The following is a 16005-nucleotide window of genomic DNA, read 5'->3' as shown; positions in this document are numbered from 1 at the left end:
GATTATCCAACGGATTAACCCAGATTCCTCGCTCCGCTCGGAATGACAAGTGCCCTTTGCCCGACCGGATATTCATTCGGCCGGGCTTCTACCTTTGCCTCCTCCCCTAGCCCAGCCCGCTTTGAAAGTCTCCGATTTCCTTCGTCTCTACCGCCTCGATACCGACGTACAGATTCTGTCGGCCCGTCTGCACGGGGCGGCTAAGCCCGCCGCCACCCCCGACCTGCGCCTGCAGCTGCGCGGGCTGGTAGGCAGCCAGGATGCCGTCATAGCGGCCGCCGTAACGCACGGCCCGCTTTCCCATCTGTTCATTCTGCACGATAAGGAGGAAGCCGCCTACTTTATTACCGACCTGCAGAGCCTACTGCCCGACGGGCCGGAGGTGCTGCTGTTCCCGAGCTCCTACAAGCACCCTTACAAGTTTGATGAGACGGAAAACGCCAACGTGCTGATGCGGGCCGAAGTGCTCAACCGCCTCAACACGGCCCGGCGGGAAGCGGCGGCCGCAGCCGGCACCACGCCGGTTTCGCCGCTGGCCAACCTGGGCGCCGAGGGCTCAGCGGAAGCGGAAACCCCTACCCCCACCCCAGTGCCGGGTACGGGCGGAGCCCTTATCGTGACCTACCCCGAGGCGCTGTTTGAGAAGGTTATCAACAAGAAAAGCCTGGTGGCCAACACGTTCGTGGTGAAAGTGGGCGACAAGCTCGACGTGAACTTCATCAGCGACATGCTGGCGGAGTACGATTTCGAGCGGACTGACTTTGTGTATGAGGCGGGGCAGTTTGCGGTGCGCGGGGGCATCGTGGACATTTTCAGCTACGCCAACGAGCTGCCCTACCGCATCGAGCTGTTCGGGGATGAGGTAGAAACCATCCGGACGTTCGACCCGGAAAGCCAGCTCTCGGTGGAGAAGCGCCAGCAGGTGAGCATCATCCCGAACGTGCAAACCAAGCTGCTGCAGGAAACGCGGGAGGCTTTCCTGGACTTCATCCCGAAGAACACCTGCATCTGGGCTAAGGATGTGCGCCAGACCCTGGACGTGGTGGATGAGTCGTTTGACAAGGCCGAAGCGAGTTTCAAGGAGCTGCTGGAGGTAGCGGGCGGCACCCAGGTAGTGAGCAAGCCCGCCGATTTGTTTGAGTCGGGCAAGACGTTCAAGAAGCTGCTAGAGGGTTTTCCGGTGGTGGAGTTTGGCAAGCGGTTTTACTTCAAAGGCGCTGAGGAATTTCAGTTTACCACCAAGCCCCAGCCCAGCTTCAACAAGGACTTCAACCGCATCGTCAAGAACCTGCACGACAACCAGGCGAAGGGCTACACCAATATTATTGCCGCCGAGCAGGTCCGCCAGGCCGACCGCCTGCGCACCATCTTCGATGAGCTGGACAACAACGTGCAGTTTCAGCACATGCTGCTGGGCTTGCGCGAGGGCTTCATCGACGAAAACCTGAAGCTGGTGGTGTACACCGACCACCAGCTGTTCGAGCGGTTTTACCGCGCTCAGGAGGGCAGGAAATTCTCGAAGAAAAAGGCCTTGACCCTGAAGGAGCTGCGCACTCTGGTGCCCGGCGACTACGTGGTGCACCAGGACTACGGCATTGCGCGGTTCGCGGGCCTCACGCAGGTAGAAATCAACGACCGGGTGCAGGAAGCCATCCGGCTGGTGTACCGCGACGACGATGTGCTGACGGTGAGCATCCACGCCCTGCACAAAATTGCCAAGTACAGCGGGGCCGAGGGCACGCCGCCCACCATGAGCAAGCTGGGCTCGCCGGAGTGGGAAAACAAGAAGAAGTCGGTTAAGAAGAAGGTGAAGGACATTGCGGCCGAGCTGATCCGGCTGTACGCCAAGCGCAAAACCGCGCCCGGCCACGCCTTCGCCCACGACTCGTTTATGCAGGCCGAGCTGGAATCGAGCTTCATTTACGAGGACACACCCGACCAGGCCAAGGCCACCGAAGATGTGAAGCGCGACATGGAGGTGCCCCACCCCATGGACCGCCTCGTGTGCGGCGACGTGGGCTTCGGCAAGACGGAAGTAGCCATTCGGGCGGCGTTTAAGGCCGTGGCCGATGGCAAGCAGGTAGCCGTGCTGGTGCCCACCACCATTCTGGCCATGCAACACTACAAAACGTTCCGGGAGCGACTCAGCAACCTACCCGTGACGGTGGAGTACGTGAACCGCTTCAAGACGACCAAGCAAATCAAGGAAACCTTAGGCCGGGTAGCAGAGGGTAAAACCGACATCCTCATTGGTACCCACCGCCTCACCAACAAGGACGTGAAGTTTAAGGACCTCGGGCTGCTCATTATCGACGAGGAGCAGAAGTTCGGGGTGAAAACCAAGGATAAGCTCAAGGAGTTGAAGGTGAACGTGGACACGCTGACCCTCTCGGCCACGCCCATTCCGCGCACCCTGCACTTCTCCCTTATGGGCGCCCGCGACCTGTCGGTAATTGCTACCCCCCCACCCAACCGCCAACCCGTGCAAACCGAGCTGCACGTCTTCGACGAGATGCTGGTGCGCGACGCCATTTCGCGGGAGCTGAAGCGGGGCGGACAGGTGTTTTATGTGCACAACCGGGTGAAGGACATTGAGGAGCAAGCCAACCTGATTTTGCGCTTAGTGCCCGATGCCCGCGTGACCTACGTGCACGGCCAGATGGACGGCGACCTGCTGGAAAAGCGCATGATGAAGTTCGTGGACGGCGACTACGACGTGCTGGTGAGTACTACCCTCATCGAATCGGGCCTGGATATTCCGAACGCCAACACCATCATCATCAACCGGGCCCACATGCACGGCCTCTCCGACCTGCACCAGATGCGGGGCCGGGTGGGCCGCTCCAACAAGAAGGCCTACTGCTACCTGCTCACGCCCCCGGTGGCCGGCCTGCCGAGCGACGCCCGCAAACGCCTGAGCACCCTGGAGGAATTTTCGGACCTGGGCGCGGGCTTCAACGTGGCTATGCGCGACCTGGACATCCGGGGGGCGGGCAACCTGCTGGGCGGGGAGCAGTCGGGCTTTATCAACGACCTGGGCTTTGAAACCTACCACCAGATTCTGGACGAGGCAGTGCAAGAACTGAAGGAAACCGAGTTCCGCGACCTGTTCCTCGGCGACCCCACCCAGCGCCTGCAGGAAGCGGCCGGCACCAGCGGCCCCAAGGAGTGCAACATCGAAACGGACCTGCAAATCCTCATTCCCGATTCCTACGTGAGCAGCGTATCGGAGCGCCTGCAGCTGTACAGCAAGCTGGATAGGGCTAAAAGCCCCGAGGATCTGCGCAAAATCCTTACGGGCATGACGGACCGCTTCGGACCCCTACCCCAGGAAGTAGAGCAGCTGGCCGACATTGTGCGCCTGCGCTGGCAGGCCTGCCAGGTGGGTTTCGAGAAGCTGACGCTGAAGAAGGGCCTGCTGAAAGGCTTCATCCCGGCCAATAACAACGAGCGGTACTTCCAGAGCGACACCTTCGGCAACATCCTCAGCTACGTGCAAACCCACCCCCGCTCCGCTTCCATGAAGGAGCGCAAGGAGCAGCTCATCCTCTCCGTGGAGGAAGTGAAAAACGTCCAGGCTGCCAAGCGCATTCTGAGCGAGTTGGGCAGTGAGGAAAAGGTAGGGGTGTAGTGCGGACTTTTCTAGCGAAACTCCGTATACTGCCTAAAATATTTTCTCACCTGCCAACTACCTGCCTCATGAACACCACGGTATCCAATGGCCCGGTATTGCAGCTTTTTGACATTGTCGATAACACACTGACTAATACGGACGGCCTGAAGCTCTTCTTGGCTTTGCGCCATGCATTGGAAGGACAGGATGCTCCCGTCACCCTATTCTTGCTCAATCTGACTGCATTTTCGAGTTCCTTTCTAAACTCCTCCTTTGGCGCTCTGTATGAGCAACAAGGTCCTGGATTGATGAAACGCATCCGGTTAACTAACTATAAGCCGACACAACTGCAGGAGCTTAAAAACTACTTGTCAGATGTTGCCAAACACTCTAAAGCTGAGTAGCTTACCTAATCAACTAAAAAGCCCGTCTGCGCTGCAGACGGGCTTTTTAGTTGATGAATGGTGTTTATGGAGTTTCCCACAATATGTACGGATACAGGAACCTACTATTCTGACTTTCTTCGCGGAAATAGTGTACCTATATAGCATATGGCTATGTCGAGCCAACTGTCACGTATCAACTGGCGTCTACTGCTCCTTCATTTTCTGTCAATGCCTCTGCTCATTCTTGGTGCGCGACAATTAGCGTTGGTTCCGTACGCTGAGATGATAATCCTGTATCAAAAGGGAGGAATACAGGCAATGAAGGATTCGCCTCAGGTCTTTACGGCAGCAGATATAGGGGGACTGATTGCAGACCCTCTATACGCATGGTTTCTAGCCATTCTGGCTGGTTGCGCTCTGTCAGCACTCGTAGTATGGCACAGGCGGGAAAGCAAGCTGCTTCCCATTGCGCTGTTTGTACTTGCTATAGTCACTTCGTGGACGCATTACTATGAAAGAGAGGCTGTCAAAAGTGGCTTGGCATTTCTGCGGTGGCCGTTTGAGGCGTGGCCACTGGCTACTCGTTTAGGTATAGTAGGCTCGGGACTACTAATACTGGGGTGCCTGCCATTTCTGCTTACTTGGCGGCGGCCGATACCAGAGCGGGGAAATAATGCAGTTGCCCCATAACCCGCGCTTCTCGTACCCTACCACAACCAGTCCCGCCATAGCCTCTGCAGCAACAGTATTGCCACCCCAGCAGCGGGCGTTACAGCTGCGCCAGGCCCTGGCAGAAATACTGAAAACTGGCCGAGGTATTCCGCTCTGGCTCCAGGTGCGGGGCAATGGTTTCGGCCCACTCTACTTTGGCCTTGCCGGTGGGGTAGTACTTGCCTTGCTGCAACACGCGCCACAAAGTTTCCCAGGTGTCGGCAATGGTGTCAGGGTCATGCGGGAGGCCGCTGAAGTGTTGGGGGCGCACGCGGGGGTAGGCAGCCTGGATAGCGGCACGGTCGCCGAGAAACCACGCTTCCAGCTCCTGCACGGCCAAGTGCGTAATGATGCGGAAGGGCTGCCCGGCAGCGGTGGTTTTCGTCAGCAAGCCGGCTTCGGCTACTACCTGTTCCAGCTCGGCTTTGCGGCGGCGACAGTCGGTATCGGCGTCCATCAGAATCACTACCCGCAGCTCGGGCTGGTGCGGAAACTGGCGGGCGTAGGTTTTCAGGCGGCCGGGCAGGCGCTGGAACAGGTCGGTTTTGCCACGGTGGGGGTAGCAATTCCAGGTGGTATCGGAGGGCAGCAGCTTGGGGAGCAGAATATTCAGCGCGGCTTCCGCCGAGGGCTCTTCCAGCAGGAACTCGATGTGCATGCTACTGCGCGGCTGGGGTGCGGGGGGCCAGCGGGTCGCCGAGGCGGAAGAAGTTGCTGGTCCAGAGGTAGCCCAGCGGCGAGCCATCTTCCACCAGCTCCTTTACCTGCGGAATATCGGCCGTGCGCGTGGCCTGGGTGTAGCCATCGGCGCCCCGGTCCAGAATCCAGACTTGCTCCGGCTCCAGGGCATCGAGCAGAAAGGGCGAGTGGGTAGCCACCAGCAGATGCCGCGTTTCGGTGGCTTTGCTAAGCTCCTCGGCCAGGCGGGGCAGCAGGCGCGGGTGCAGCTCGTTCTCCGGCTCCTCAATACCCAGCAGCCCGGTAGCGTTAGGCTCATAGAGCAGCGTCAGCAGGGCCGCCAGCCGCATGGTCCCATCCGACATGTACTGGGCCGGTAGGGGCTTCTCGAAGGGCGCATCCCGGAAGCGCAGCAACAGTCTCTCGTCGGAGGTTATTTCCGTTACTACCTCGGCCAGCCCCGGCACCCAGCGCCGCAGCTTCTCGCTGATGCGGGCCAGCGCCTCCGGGTGCTTGGTGTGCAGGTAGTACAGCACGTTGGGCAGATTGTCGCCGTTGGCCGAGAGCTTCTCCCGCGGCCCCGCATCGGAGTAGCCCTTCAGGTGGTCGTCGGTGAGGTGGATGTAGCGGTAGGAGGTGAGAACCTTTGTTAGAGCTAAGGTTTTGGGTGCAACAGAAGCTCTTTCATTTGGGGATACGTGAGTGAAATATATGATTGGATCTGAAGAAGGGCTAGTATAATAGCGTCCCTCATTACCGTCCCTTTCATAAATATTGATTCGAAAAATATCCTCATAACCTGGAGTTTGCAAAGGATTAGGCTCCGCATTCACTAACTCTATTATCCTTTCTAATGCGGCACCGGGTTCCGTCAGTTTTTCTTCAGAGACGAATACCGTTCCTCCAGCCTCATCAATGCTTAATAGATAACGTAAGCGAGGTACTTTATCACTCATAAAGCATTCCACCTCAAACTCAATCGGCCCCTCTTGCCCCCGCGTCCGCATGCCGGCGAAGCGGTTGCGCTTTTCCCAGGCTTGTTGCAGGTTGCCGCTCACGGCTTCGGCCAGAAACGCCAAAGCGTCGAGGATGGTGGATTTGCCGCTGCCATTGGGACCGATGAACACTGTCAGGGGCGTCAGGTCGCGCAGCTCCACGTCGCGCAGGGCACGGTAGTTTTTGATGCGCAGGTAGGTGAGACGGGGGTAGCCGGGAACGGCGGCAGAAGCGGACATGACAAGCGTAGTAGTTGCTACAAAGTACGGGGATAATGTAGGTAGAGTACATACGTTGCTTACCTAACGGTCCTCTATCACGCAAGCAATGCGGTGTACTACCCCAACATCGCCTTGTGCGGCCAAAACGGCAATTATAAAAGAACCCGGTCGCCGCGTATCTTCAGAGCTGCCACCTCAGCTTCTGCCTCCATGTTCCGTGCCTTAATTTCCGACGACATCACCCTGCACCTCATTGAGGAGGACAACCTGGCCGACATAGCGGGGCTGTTCCAGGGCTACCCCGATTCGCGGGAGATGCTTGAGGAGCTGTTTCGCAACTACTTGCCCCAGTACGACCGCGCCGGCCGCCGCACCACCTTCGGGTTCTACTCCTACCTGGGCGCGGAGCTGGCCGGCATGACCCTGCTCTCGGTGGATAGCTGGGACGAAAAAGCCGGCTCCACCGGGGCCGATGTGTTCCGGCACATGCGCGGACGGGGAGTGACGCCGCGCAGCAAGCCCCACTTGTTTTACCTGGCCTTCGAGCTGCTGGGCCTCAACCGGGTGGCTACCGGCTGCCGCGTCTCGAACCTCTCTTCGAAACGCTCCATCGAGAAAACCGCCGGCTTTCAGTTTGAGGGAGTGATGCGCGAGTCGGGGGTGAATGACCAGGGCGAGTTTGAGGACGAGCTGCTCTACGCCATCCTGCGCCGCGACTGGCAGGGCCTCTACCATCCCGCTGCCGTAACGGTAGTGCAGTAAGGAGCGCGCCGAACACTGCCCAGGCAGCTCAATTGAGCTGCTCTACTTCCGGGCCAGCTCGGGCGGGGCAGCGGGCGTCAGGAAGCGGCGCTTCAGCCAGGCGCGCACTGGCTCATCGTAGAGCTTGAGGGCGGCGTAGCCCAGCAGGAGCAGGAATACGAATAGGCCCAGGGCCACGGGCACCGCCTCGGCGGGCGTGGGCTTACGGTTGGCAAGCCAGTTGCCGTAGAGGTACATGAAGGGGTAGTGGGTGATGTAGAGGGGGTAGGAAAGGTCGCCGAGGAACTTGCATACCCTGGCTCCGGCCCCGCTTACCTGCCCGCCGGCCCCCATGGCCACAATCAGCGGAAACGCGAACAGGATGCAGGCCGCTTCATACAGCCCGTTGATGGGAAAGTAGGGCAGGCAGAATAGCGCCGCCAGCGCCAGGGAGCACAGCGGAAACGCAAATGGCACCCGCACCAGCCGCCCCGCCCGGAACAGCAGCAGCCCGGCGAAGAAGGGGTACAGCATCCGGATGACAGCAATCCAGAGGTTAGAGTGGGCCCAGCCGGTGGCAATGTCGCCGCGGGCCACGGCCACCCAGGTAAGAGCTACCCCACTGATAACCACCAACCCCCACAGGCCACGCTGGCTAAGCTTGCGGCCCCACAGGGCGTAGAGCAGGTTGGCCAAGTATTCCTGCAGCAACGACCACAGCGGCCCGTTCAGGGAGTGGGTTTCGCCCCAGCCGCGCAGGTCGGGGGCGGGCAGCAGGGTGGCGGTAAGCAGCATGATGCCCAGCAGCTTAAGCAGGCCCACCTGCCCGGCAATGGGCAGGTACGGGTCGAGCCAGATGCAGACGCCGCCAATAAGCACGCTGAGCAGAATGAGCGGGTGCAGGCGCACCAGCCGAATCCGGAAGAAGTCCCAGGTGCTCATGCGCGGCCACCGGTCGTCGTAGGCGTAGCCCACCACAAAGCCTGAGAGCAGAAAAAAGAAATCGACGGCCAGGTAGCCGTGGTGAATGGGGTGCTGGGCGAAGTTGGGGAAGTGGCCTTCGAAGATGTGAAAGACAACCACCAGAATGGCGGCCACGCCCCGGAGGCCATCAAGGATAGGATAGTGCGGTTTCATGGCCCATTATAAGGGCAAAATGAGCAGTTTCTGGCTGCGGGGCGACTAAAAAACCCAAAAGCCGGCACTAGGCCGGCTTTTGGGTTTCGGCAGATGCGGGGTGCGCCTTAGGGCATTACCTCAAAGGCCAGGAACTGGGAAATCTGAGTGGCCCCGAAGTTGTCGTCGGATACCAGTACCAGGGAGTGGTGGCCGTTAGGCAGCTTGGGGCCGAACGTCATGCCCTCCAGGTTATCGATGCGCTTGATACCCGTAGTGGCCACGTCCAGCACCAGGCGCTTGCTCACGGGGGTGTAACTGGTACTCTGCAGCGAAGTCAGGGATGAAACGTCGGTGGCGCCGGTCAGGTCAATTTCATAGATCTTCACGGCGTAGTCGGGGGTAGCGCCCACGGCAAAGGAACGCTCCATTACCAGCATCTTCGTCTCCGACAGGGCCAGCACCTCTACTACCCCGTTAAGCTGAAACTGCGTTTCGGGCACGGGCGCCTTGTGCACCGCATCCAGCTTGTAGGCGTACTGGGCCACGGGCTGGCGGGTAGCGCGGTCGTACTTGAGAATACGCACGGGCGAGCCGGCCACGGTAGGGCTGGCCCGGGGACCGTCCTCGTAGAGGGGCTCTTCCTGGGCGGTGTAGAGGAAGCGCCCGTCCGGCGACAACGACAAGCCCTCGAAGGAGCCGTTGGAGCGTGTGCCGTTGTCGGTGGCCTGTATCCGGAACAGCGAGGGCAGCCCAAATTCGGCTACGTAGCTACCGTCGGGGTTGGCTTCGCGCAGGAAGGGGTGGTTGAGCACGGCCGGGGTGCGGGTCAGGTTGCGCACCCCTTCACTCGACCAGATGATGCGCCAGGTGGCGGGGTCGTAGCGGATGCCCTCCGGGTCGATGGTGGCGGTGGGGTCGGCGGTGGCGCTGGGAAAGTTGCTGCCGTCGGGGCGCCTGAGCGTGGTTACGTTCGTGAACGTGACGTCGGAAAAGCTGTTTTCATCGAAATTCAGGCGGGCCATGTAGAAGCGCACCGGCTGCAGGGCCGAGGCGTCGTCGCTCATGATGTAGTACATGCCGGTTTCGGGCCGGTAGTCGATGCCCGAGAAGCCGCCCAGCGTGGTGTTGTTGAACTTCTGATTGTAGGGCACAATGTTCTCCCCAATGAAGCGCAAGGAGGCCACACTGGCCGGCGGGCTGTAGGTAACCTTGTTGTCCGACGATTTAATGGCGTCGTCATCGTCGCAGGCCGTGAGGAAAGGTGCGGCCGTAGCGGCCCAGAGAAGCGTGGCAGCCAGGAATTTGCGGCTCATACACAAGCAGGAAAAAGGATTCTGTGATTTGAGCCGCAAAGAACGCCGGTGTTCATCCGGTTGAGGTTACGCCACTATTATCTTCTGATGGTCATTATGTCAACAACCGCCGGGCCCCGGCCTACCCCTTCCGTTGCACCCGGGCCTAGTGCTTTTTCTGCTTCCGCTGACGGTTTTCCTGCCTGATGCGCTTTTTCACCCCGTCGTCCACGCCCTGGCCGGTGGGCACGGGCTGGTGCAGGGAGGCGGTAGTAACTGGGGTGGGCGGAGCAGTTTTCATCTGGTAGCGGTGGGCAACGTTGGCTGAAATCCGCTCGGTGAAGTGGGGCAGGAGTTGGTGCGAGAACGAAGCCCCGCGAGCCTTCCAGCCCACCGGCAGCTCCTGCCGGGGCCGCACCGAGGCACGCACCAGGGCATTCACCACTTTGCGGGGCGCGTCCAGGGCGGCCATGCGCGGGGTGCCGCCGCTGTAGTTGGCCGCGTGCCCCCAGAACGGCGTATCCACGGCCCAGGGCTCAATGGTCACCACCTTAATAGTGGGGTAGCCCTGCAGGCGCAGCTCCTGGTTCAGGGCCTGATCCAGGTTGCGGATGGCGCCTTTGGTGGCGGCGTACACGGCGTGGTAGGCCAGGGGCACCTTGCTTTCCACCGAGCCCAGATTGATGAGCGTGCCGCTGCCCTGCTGCTGGAAAATTCTGATGGCCACCTGGCTGCCGTACACCACGCCCTTCAGGTTCACGTCAATCAGGCGGGAGTAGTCGGCCAGGGGAATGTCCCAGAACCGCCCAATGCCGCCTACCCCCGCGTCGTTCACCCACACATCTACCCGGCCGAACTGCTGCAGGGCGGCGTCGGCGAGGCGCTGCACCTGCTCGGGTTGGCTGATGTCGGTGGTGACTACCAGGGCCTGGCCCCCGGCGGCCCTGATGTTGCCGGCTACTTCCTCCAGCACTTCGGTGCGGCGGGCGGCCAGCACCACATTGGCTTTCATAGAGCCCAGCTGCTCGGCCATGCCCCGGCCAAAGCCGCTGGAGGCCCCGATAATTACGTAGGTTTTGCCCTGCACTTTTTTCTGCACGCTGGCCCCGGGCCGGGAGGTAGCGCAGCCGCCCAGCAGCAGCGTAAGCAGCAGGAGCAGCACGGAAGCCAGCGGAGTACGCCCCCGGTGGCGGGAAAAGGCAGGCCGTAGCCTGCCCAGAAGAAGTTGGCTCATGAGGGTGGGAATAGTGGTAAACCTCCTACCCCCTACGGCCGCCAAAACTCCCTGGATATTGCTCAGCTTGCGTTAAACCCGGCTTCTACGGTTGGGGCGGCTACCCCTTCGGGCGGCTTGCGTACGGGCCCACGCGCCAGCGCCCCGGCGCGGCAGTGCTGGGTGCTGCCGCGCCGGGGCGCCACGTACGGCTGCCGGCCCAGGGCGGCAGGGCCGGGTTTTGCCGGAAAATTATACGTGCGGCCGGCGGGCAATCCACTCGGTGGCCTCGCGGCCCACCAGGGCCTCAAAGGCCTCCATGTCGGCGGGCTGCAGTTTTTCGCCGGACGACTTCTCGTGAATGTCCCGGATTTTATCGGCCAGGTGCTTGTTTTTCCGGGGGAGGTCTGCCAGCTGCATGTTTTCTTCGTCGAGTACGCGAAACAGCTCTTCTTTCGGGATGGGCGACAAACCGCCGGGGGCAGCCCAGCCAGAAGCAGAGGTAGAAGCCAGGGAGGAGTCAGCCATGATGTGGAATGCTAAAAAGTATGGTACAAACCCTCTTTCTACGCAACCCGCAGCCGTTGCAATGGCGGCCTCCGCGGCCATTGCAACGGCTGCCGGCTTAGGCAGGCCCGCCGGATGAGCTTCTGGCCGCGGAGGCCGGAAAGTGTTGCCGCAGGATGGCCTCTACCTTTTCTGCCGTCAGGGGCTTGCTCACGAAGCCGGCTACGGGCAGCTGCTCCGCCCGGTGCAGGTCCCGGGAGTGCAGGGAGGTAGTCAGCATCACGATAATGGTGGTCTGGTGCTGCATCCAGGGCAGTTGGCTGTAACTATCCAGGAACTCAAAGCCGTTCATCACGGGCATGTTGATATCGAGAAAGATTAGAACCGGGCAGGTGGGCGTGCCGGACGCGCAGTGCTCCCGCAGCATCTCCAGGGCCTCGCGGCCGTTGAGGGCTACCAGCAGCCGGTCGGCCACGTCCATTTTTTTCAGCATCAGCTCATTCAGAAAATTGGTCGTTTTATCATCATCAACCAGAAGAATACTGGAAAGCTTATTCATAGATAGAGGGCAAATGAGAGAGGACGGAAGCCCGCAGGGGCTAGGGTACGCTACCCCGGAGAGTGCTCTACGGCGGTAGGTGAAAAAATAAACAACACTATTTTATGCGGTCCAAGGCCGCTTTGCTTGTTGCCTGTGCGGGGGGGTAGCCCCGGCTGCAGGCTGGCGCGGAGGCTGCCGCGTACTACTACCTACGCAGGGCTGCACAACCCGTTACGCCCGGGCTGCGCAACAACCGGAGCGAAGGGTGTGCCTACGGCCCGCCAACCACCACAGGCAACTAAACAAGCAGCGGATAAGTTGTCTTATCCAAGATAAAGCTGTTCTGTATCAGGATAGGCTTGTACCTTGCTCTGGCATCAGGTGTCCTCTCCTACCCCTCCTGTGCCTTTGAAACCAGTTGATATGTTGCGGGAAGGGGCTCTTTCTGCTTTATATGAACCACATTGTGTATATGAGCCGGGCTGTTCGGCCGTTGTCGGATCAGGATCTGAGGGACCTGCTGGACCAGTGCCGTTACGACAACGCCCGCCACGAGGTAACAGGTATCTTGTTCTACAGCCATGGCAACATTGCCCAGCTGATTGAGGGCGCCCCGGCCGTCATTGAGCCTCTATACGAGCGGATTGCCCGCGACGGCCGCCACTCACACGTGCTGCAGCTGGCCAATAAACCCATTGCCCACCGCAGCTTCGCGGAGTGGTCGATGGCTTTTCATCCGCTTGAGTCGGAGAGCTTCAGGGCCCTGGAGGGTTTCCTGCTGCCCCATCAGCTGCCGCCCACTCCCGACTCCTTGCCCATTGCCGATGCCCTGATTGTGGACCTGGTGCGCCAAGCCGTGCTGGGAGCGGCCGATCAATCGGCGCTGTAGCCGTAGGCACTGCCCGGGTCGTTTGCTTACCGGCTTTTTTGTTTTTCATGCGCGAACAGCAACTGCAACACATTCTTCGGCACATGCCTGCGGGCATTGGTACGCTGCTGGGTCCGGAGTTGCGCATTGGCTTCCTGAATGAGGCTATGCGGAACCTGCTGGGCGGTGCCCTGCCTGCCGATGAGCCGCTGGCCGTTCACGCCGGGCCACTGACCCCGGATTTGCTGGAGGTTATGCAGCAGGTATATCTGGCAGGGCGCCCCTACGTTGCCAAGGCCTACCCCCTGTTGCTCTCAGGACCGGCGCAGGCCGAGCCCAACCGGCACTACTTTGACCTGACGCTGGAGCCCCTGCACGATGAGAAGGAGCAGCCGCTGGGGTTACTGGTGTTTGCCGTGGATGTCACAACGCAGGAAGAAGCCCGCCAGCGGGCCCATGAGCTGGCCCTGGAAACCCGCCGCCTCGATGCCCGCCTGCGCGTGCTCACGGAAACTGCCCCGCTGATTACCTTCAGCCTGAACGCGGACGGGCAGTTTGAGTACGTGAGCCCGCAGTGGTACTACTTCACGGGGCAGCCGCCCACGGCCGACCTGAACGTTATCTGGCCCCTGCTGATTCATCCTGATGACCGGCTGCGCGTGCTCTATCAGTCGGAGGCAGCCCGCACCACGGGGGTGGGCTGGAACTATGAATACCGGCTGCGCCGCCACGACGGGCAGTACTGCTGGATGCTGAGCCAGGCCCTACCCGAGCTGCACGCCCCCAACAAGCCCGTGTTCTGGCACGGGGCAGTTACGGAAGTGCACGACCAGCGCGAGTTGGCGGAGGCCTTGCGCCGGGGCGAGGCAGAGCTTCGTTTTCTGGCCGACAGTATTCCGCAGCTGATCTGGACGGCCTCGACTATAGGCTTTATTGAGTACTACAATAAGCACACGGCCGAATACACGGGCCGTTCGGGTCAGGAACTGGGGCCCACGGGCTGGATAGCCTTACTGGCCCCCGCCGAGCAAGCCGCCGCGGCCCGGCGCTGGGTGCAGTGCGTGGCCACGGGCCAAGAGTTTGAAGGCTTGTACCAGATGCGTCGCCACGATGGGCAATACCGCTGGCACATCATCCGGGCCCGGCAGCTCACGGACAGCAACGGCCCGCGCTGGTTTGGCGCCTGCACCGACGTGGACGACCAGCACCGCCTGCGGGAAGTGCTGCAAACCCAGTACGATGAGCTGGCCCGCACCAACCGCGACCTGGACACGTTCGTGTACACGGCCTCGCACGACTTAAAGCAGCCCCTGTTTAACCTGCGGGGCCTGTTTGACGAGCTGCGCCGCACCGCTACCTTCCACGACTCCGAGCAGGCAGCCCTGCTGACCATGGTGGATGAGGCCCTGAGCCAGTTGGATGGTACCCTGCAGGAACTGGCCGCCACCGTGCAGGACCAGCGCGAGCTGGCCGCTCCCACCGAGGAGCTGGATCTGCGCAGCGTAACCGAGGAAGTGCTGTTGGGGCTGCGGGCCCAGGTACAGGAAAGCCAGGCCACCATTGACCTGGACATAGCCGCCGCTCCTACCCTGCTGTACGGCCGGGCCAATCTGCGCTCCGTGCTGCACAACCTGATCAGCAACGCTATTAAGTTTGCCCACCCCGAGCGCGCCTCGCACGTGGTGGTGCGCAGCCTGGTTGCGGATTCCGGTCAGCCCGTGCTGGTAGTGCAGGATAACGGCCTGGGCATGCGTGTAAATGCGGAGACCGAGCCGATGTTTCACACGTTTGAGCGCCAGCATCCCCGCATAGCCGGGGCCGGGGTAGGGCTGTATCTGGTGCAGCGCATCATTAATAGCCGCGGCGGACACCTGAGCGTAAGCAGCGCCCCCCAGCGGGGTACTACCTTCACGGTGCACTGGTTCGAGTAGCGGCCGGCTTCACTCGGTTGCTTTCTGGGTGGCACCTGAGCTTTTTCGGCACTCTTTCTACCCCCTACCCCACCAGCTTGCTTACAGGTACCAGCCCTCTGTAGCGGCCAACGCAAGGTGCACCGGCTGGCCCGGCACGTAGCCGGCCTCCGTGGTTTTTACCAGCACCTGGGCGTCTGCCACTTGCACCGTCACTTCCTGGTAGCTACCATAAAACCGACTGCTTACCACGGTGCCGGCTACCCCGGCCGCGGCCTCGTCCGCCAGGCGCAGGCTTTCCGGCCGCACCAGCAGCTGCCGGCCGGCCGGCGGGCGGCCTTTTCCGACCAGCCGGGCCGCCACCGGACCGCTGAGCAGGCTGTAGCTCCCAAAAAGTGCCGCCACGTACTCCGAGGCCGGCTGCCGGTAAATATGGGCCGGGGTGCCCTGCTGCACCAGGCGGCCCGCCTGCAGCACCAAAATCTCATCGGCCCAGGAAAGCGTATCCAGCGGGTCGTGGGAGATGAGCGTGCAGGTAATACCCAACTGCTCGCCGATGTCCTGGATAACGGATTTCAGCACCCGCTTGTGCCCCATGTCGAGGTTGGAAAAGGGCTCGTCCAGCAGCAGCAGCTTCGGGGAGGACAGCAGCAGCCGGGCCAGGGCAATGCGCTGCCGCTCCCCGCCCGAAAGCTCCTCGGTGCGGCGCCCACCCAGGTGACTGATGCGGCACACTTCGTAGAGTTGCTCGGCCGTGCCCCCGGGCAGCTTGTTGGCGTAGCGCAGCACCTGCTCCACGCGCAAAAACCGGGGCAGCTCAAACTGCTGGGAGAGGTAGGCAACACCGGGGTGGCCGGGCATCAGTTGTTCTGTTGGGCCTTTTACGCGTCTGTCCTCCAGCCATACCTCCCCGGCCGTGGGCTGCACCAAGCCGGCCACCACCTGCAGCAGCGTGCTTTTGCCGGCCCCGGTTTCGGCGGCAATGGCCAGCTTCTGGAAGCGCTGCTGCGTGAAGCTAACCTCGTGCACAGCAAGCCGCTCTTTCTCCTGCACACTAACCCCGGAAACGCGTAAAAAACTCATGGTAGCAACAAGCAAAAAGTGGCCGAAATCTGAAGCCCGCTCCGGCAGTAGCCGGCCCTTTTTCCGAGGGCCGGGCGCCTCGCCCACAGACGCCCGCAAGATACGCACGCATATTCCCAGGTGACC

The 16005-nt window shown here is 61.1% G+C and carries 13 protein-coding genes; 5 read left to right on the top strand and 8 right to left on the bottom strand.

Translation table 11 applies throughout. The annotated features are described in order from the left end of the window. The first annotated feature begins 121 nt into the window (after nt 1-121). Together mfd and GGU46_RS02105 are read left to right on the top strand one after the other, a co-directional pair. Nucleotides 122-3631: a transcription-repair coupling factor gene (gene mfd, locus GGU46_RS02110; RefSeq protein WP_183401933.1), complete on the top strand. Its 3510-nt coding sequence runs from the start codon at nt 122-124 to the stop codon at nt 3629-3631. Nucleotides 3632-3699: 68 nt separating this feature from the next. Continuing rightward, on the top strand, nt 3700-4017 hold the full coding sequence (locus tag GGU46_RS02105; RefSeq protein ID WP_183401932.1) for an STAS-like domain-containing protein: 318 nt from the start codon (nt 3700-3702) through the stop codon (nt 4015-4017). A gap of 751 nt (nt 4018-4768) precedes the next feature. Here GGU46_RS02105 and GGU46_RS02100 read toward each other — a convergent pair. Beyond that, nucleotides 4769-5368, bottom strand: a complete 600-nt coding sequence (locus GGU46_RS02100) for a DUF4276 family protein (protein ID WP_183401931.1) — start codon at nt 5366-5368, stop codon at nt 4769-4771. A 1-nt stretch (nt 5369) separates the two neighbouring features. Continuing rightward, nucleotides 5370-6623: an AAA family ATPase gene (locus GGU46_RS02095; RefSeq protein ID WP_183401930.1), complete on the bottom strand. Its 1254-nt coding sequence runs from the start codon at nt 6621-6623 to the stop codon at nt 5370-5372. Between the two features lie 192 nt (nt 6624-6815). On the opposite strand from GGU46_RS02095, the gene GGU46_RS02090 reads away from it, so the two are divergent. After that, nucleotides 6816-7367 carry a GNAT family N-acetyltransferase gene (locus GGU46_RS02090; protein WP_183401929.1) on the top strand — a complete coding sequence of 184 codons (552 nt, stop codon included), beginning with the start codon at nt 6816-6818 and terminating at the stop codon, nt 7365-7367. A 42-nt stretch (nt 7368-7409) separates the two neighbouring features. On the opposite strand, the gene GGU46_RS02085 is transcribed toward GGU46_RS02090, so the two are convergent. From GGU46_RS02085 to GGU46_RS02065, 5 genes are all read right to left on the bottom strand, one after another. Beyond that, entirely contained in the window at nt 7410-8483 is a 1074-nt protein-coding gene (locus GGU46_RS02085) for an acyltransferase family protein (RefSeq protein WP_183401928.1), read from the bottom strand. 107 nt (nt 8484-8590) lie between these two features. Next, a complete protein-coding gene (locus GGU46_RS02080; RefSeq protein WP_183401927.1) occupies nt 8591-9778 on the bottom strand; it encodes an esterase-like activity of phytase family protein in 1188 nt (395 codons plus the stop codon). 145 nt (nt 9779-9923) lie between these two features. Further along, on the bottom strand, nt 9924-10991 hold the full coding sequence (locus GGU46_RS02075) for an SDR family NAD(P)-dependent oxidoreductase (RefSeq protein ID WP_183401926.1): 1068 nt from the start codon (nt 10989-10991) through the stop codon (nt 9924-9926). A gap of 231 nt (nt 10992-11222) precedes the next feature. Next, nucleotides 11223-11498 carry a hypothetical protein gene (locus tag GGU46_RS02070; protein WP_183401925.1) on the bottom strand — a complete coding sequence of 92 codons (276 nt, stop codon included), beginning with the start codon at nt 11496-11498 and terminating at the stop codon, nt 11223-11225. Nucleotides 11499-11595: 97 nt separating this feature from the next. Further along, nucleotides 11596-12036: a response regulator gene (locus GGU46_RS02065; RefSeq protein ID WP_183401924.1), complete on the bottom strand. Its 441-nt coding sequence runs from the start codon at nt 12034-12036 to the stop codon at nt 11596-11598. A gap of 436 nt (nt 12037-12472) precedes the next feature. Here GGU46_RS02065 and GGU46_RS02060 point away from each other — a divergent pair, with 436 nt between their 5' ends. Together GGU46_RS02060 and GGU46_RS02055 are read left to right on the top strand one after the other, a co-directional pair. Beyond that, on the top strand, nt 12473-12907 hold the full coding sequence (locus GGU46_RS02060; protein ID WP_183401923.1) for a BLUF domain-containing protein: 435 nt from the start codon (nt 12473-12475) through the stop codon (nt 12905-12907). Between the two features lie 47 nt (nt 12908-12954). Beyond that, entirely contained in the window at nt 12955-14817 is a 1863-nt protein-coding gene (locus GGU46_RS02055) for a PAS domain-containing protein (RefSeq protein ID WP_183401922.1), read from the top strand. A gap of 81 nt (nt 14818-14898) precedes the next feature. Here the strand turns inward: GGU46_RS02055 and GGU46_RS02050 are convergent, their stop codons facing one another. Beyond that, nucleotides 14899-15879, bottom strand: coding sequence for an ABC transporter ATP-binding protein (locus tag GGU46_RS02050; protein WP_183401921.1), 981 nt, complete (start codon nt 15877-15879; stop codon nt 14899-14901). Nucleotides 15880-16005 lie beyond the last annotated feature (126 nt).

The organism is Hymenobacter latericoloratus, from assembly GCF_014199535.1.
In the GTDB taxonomy this organism is placed as follows: Bacteria; Bacteroidota; Bacteroidia; order Cytophagales; family Hymenobacteraceae; genus Hymenobacter; species Hymenobacter latericoloratus.
The sequence above is the reverse complement of the archived record's forward strand: the minus strand, read 5'-3'. Positions and strand labels throughout refer to the sequence as shown.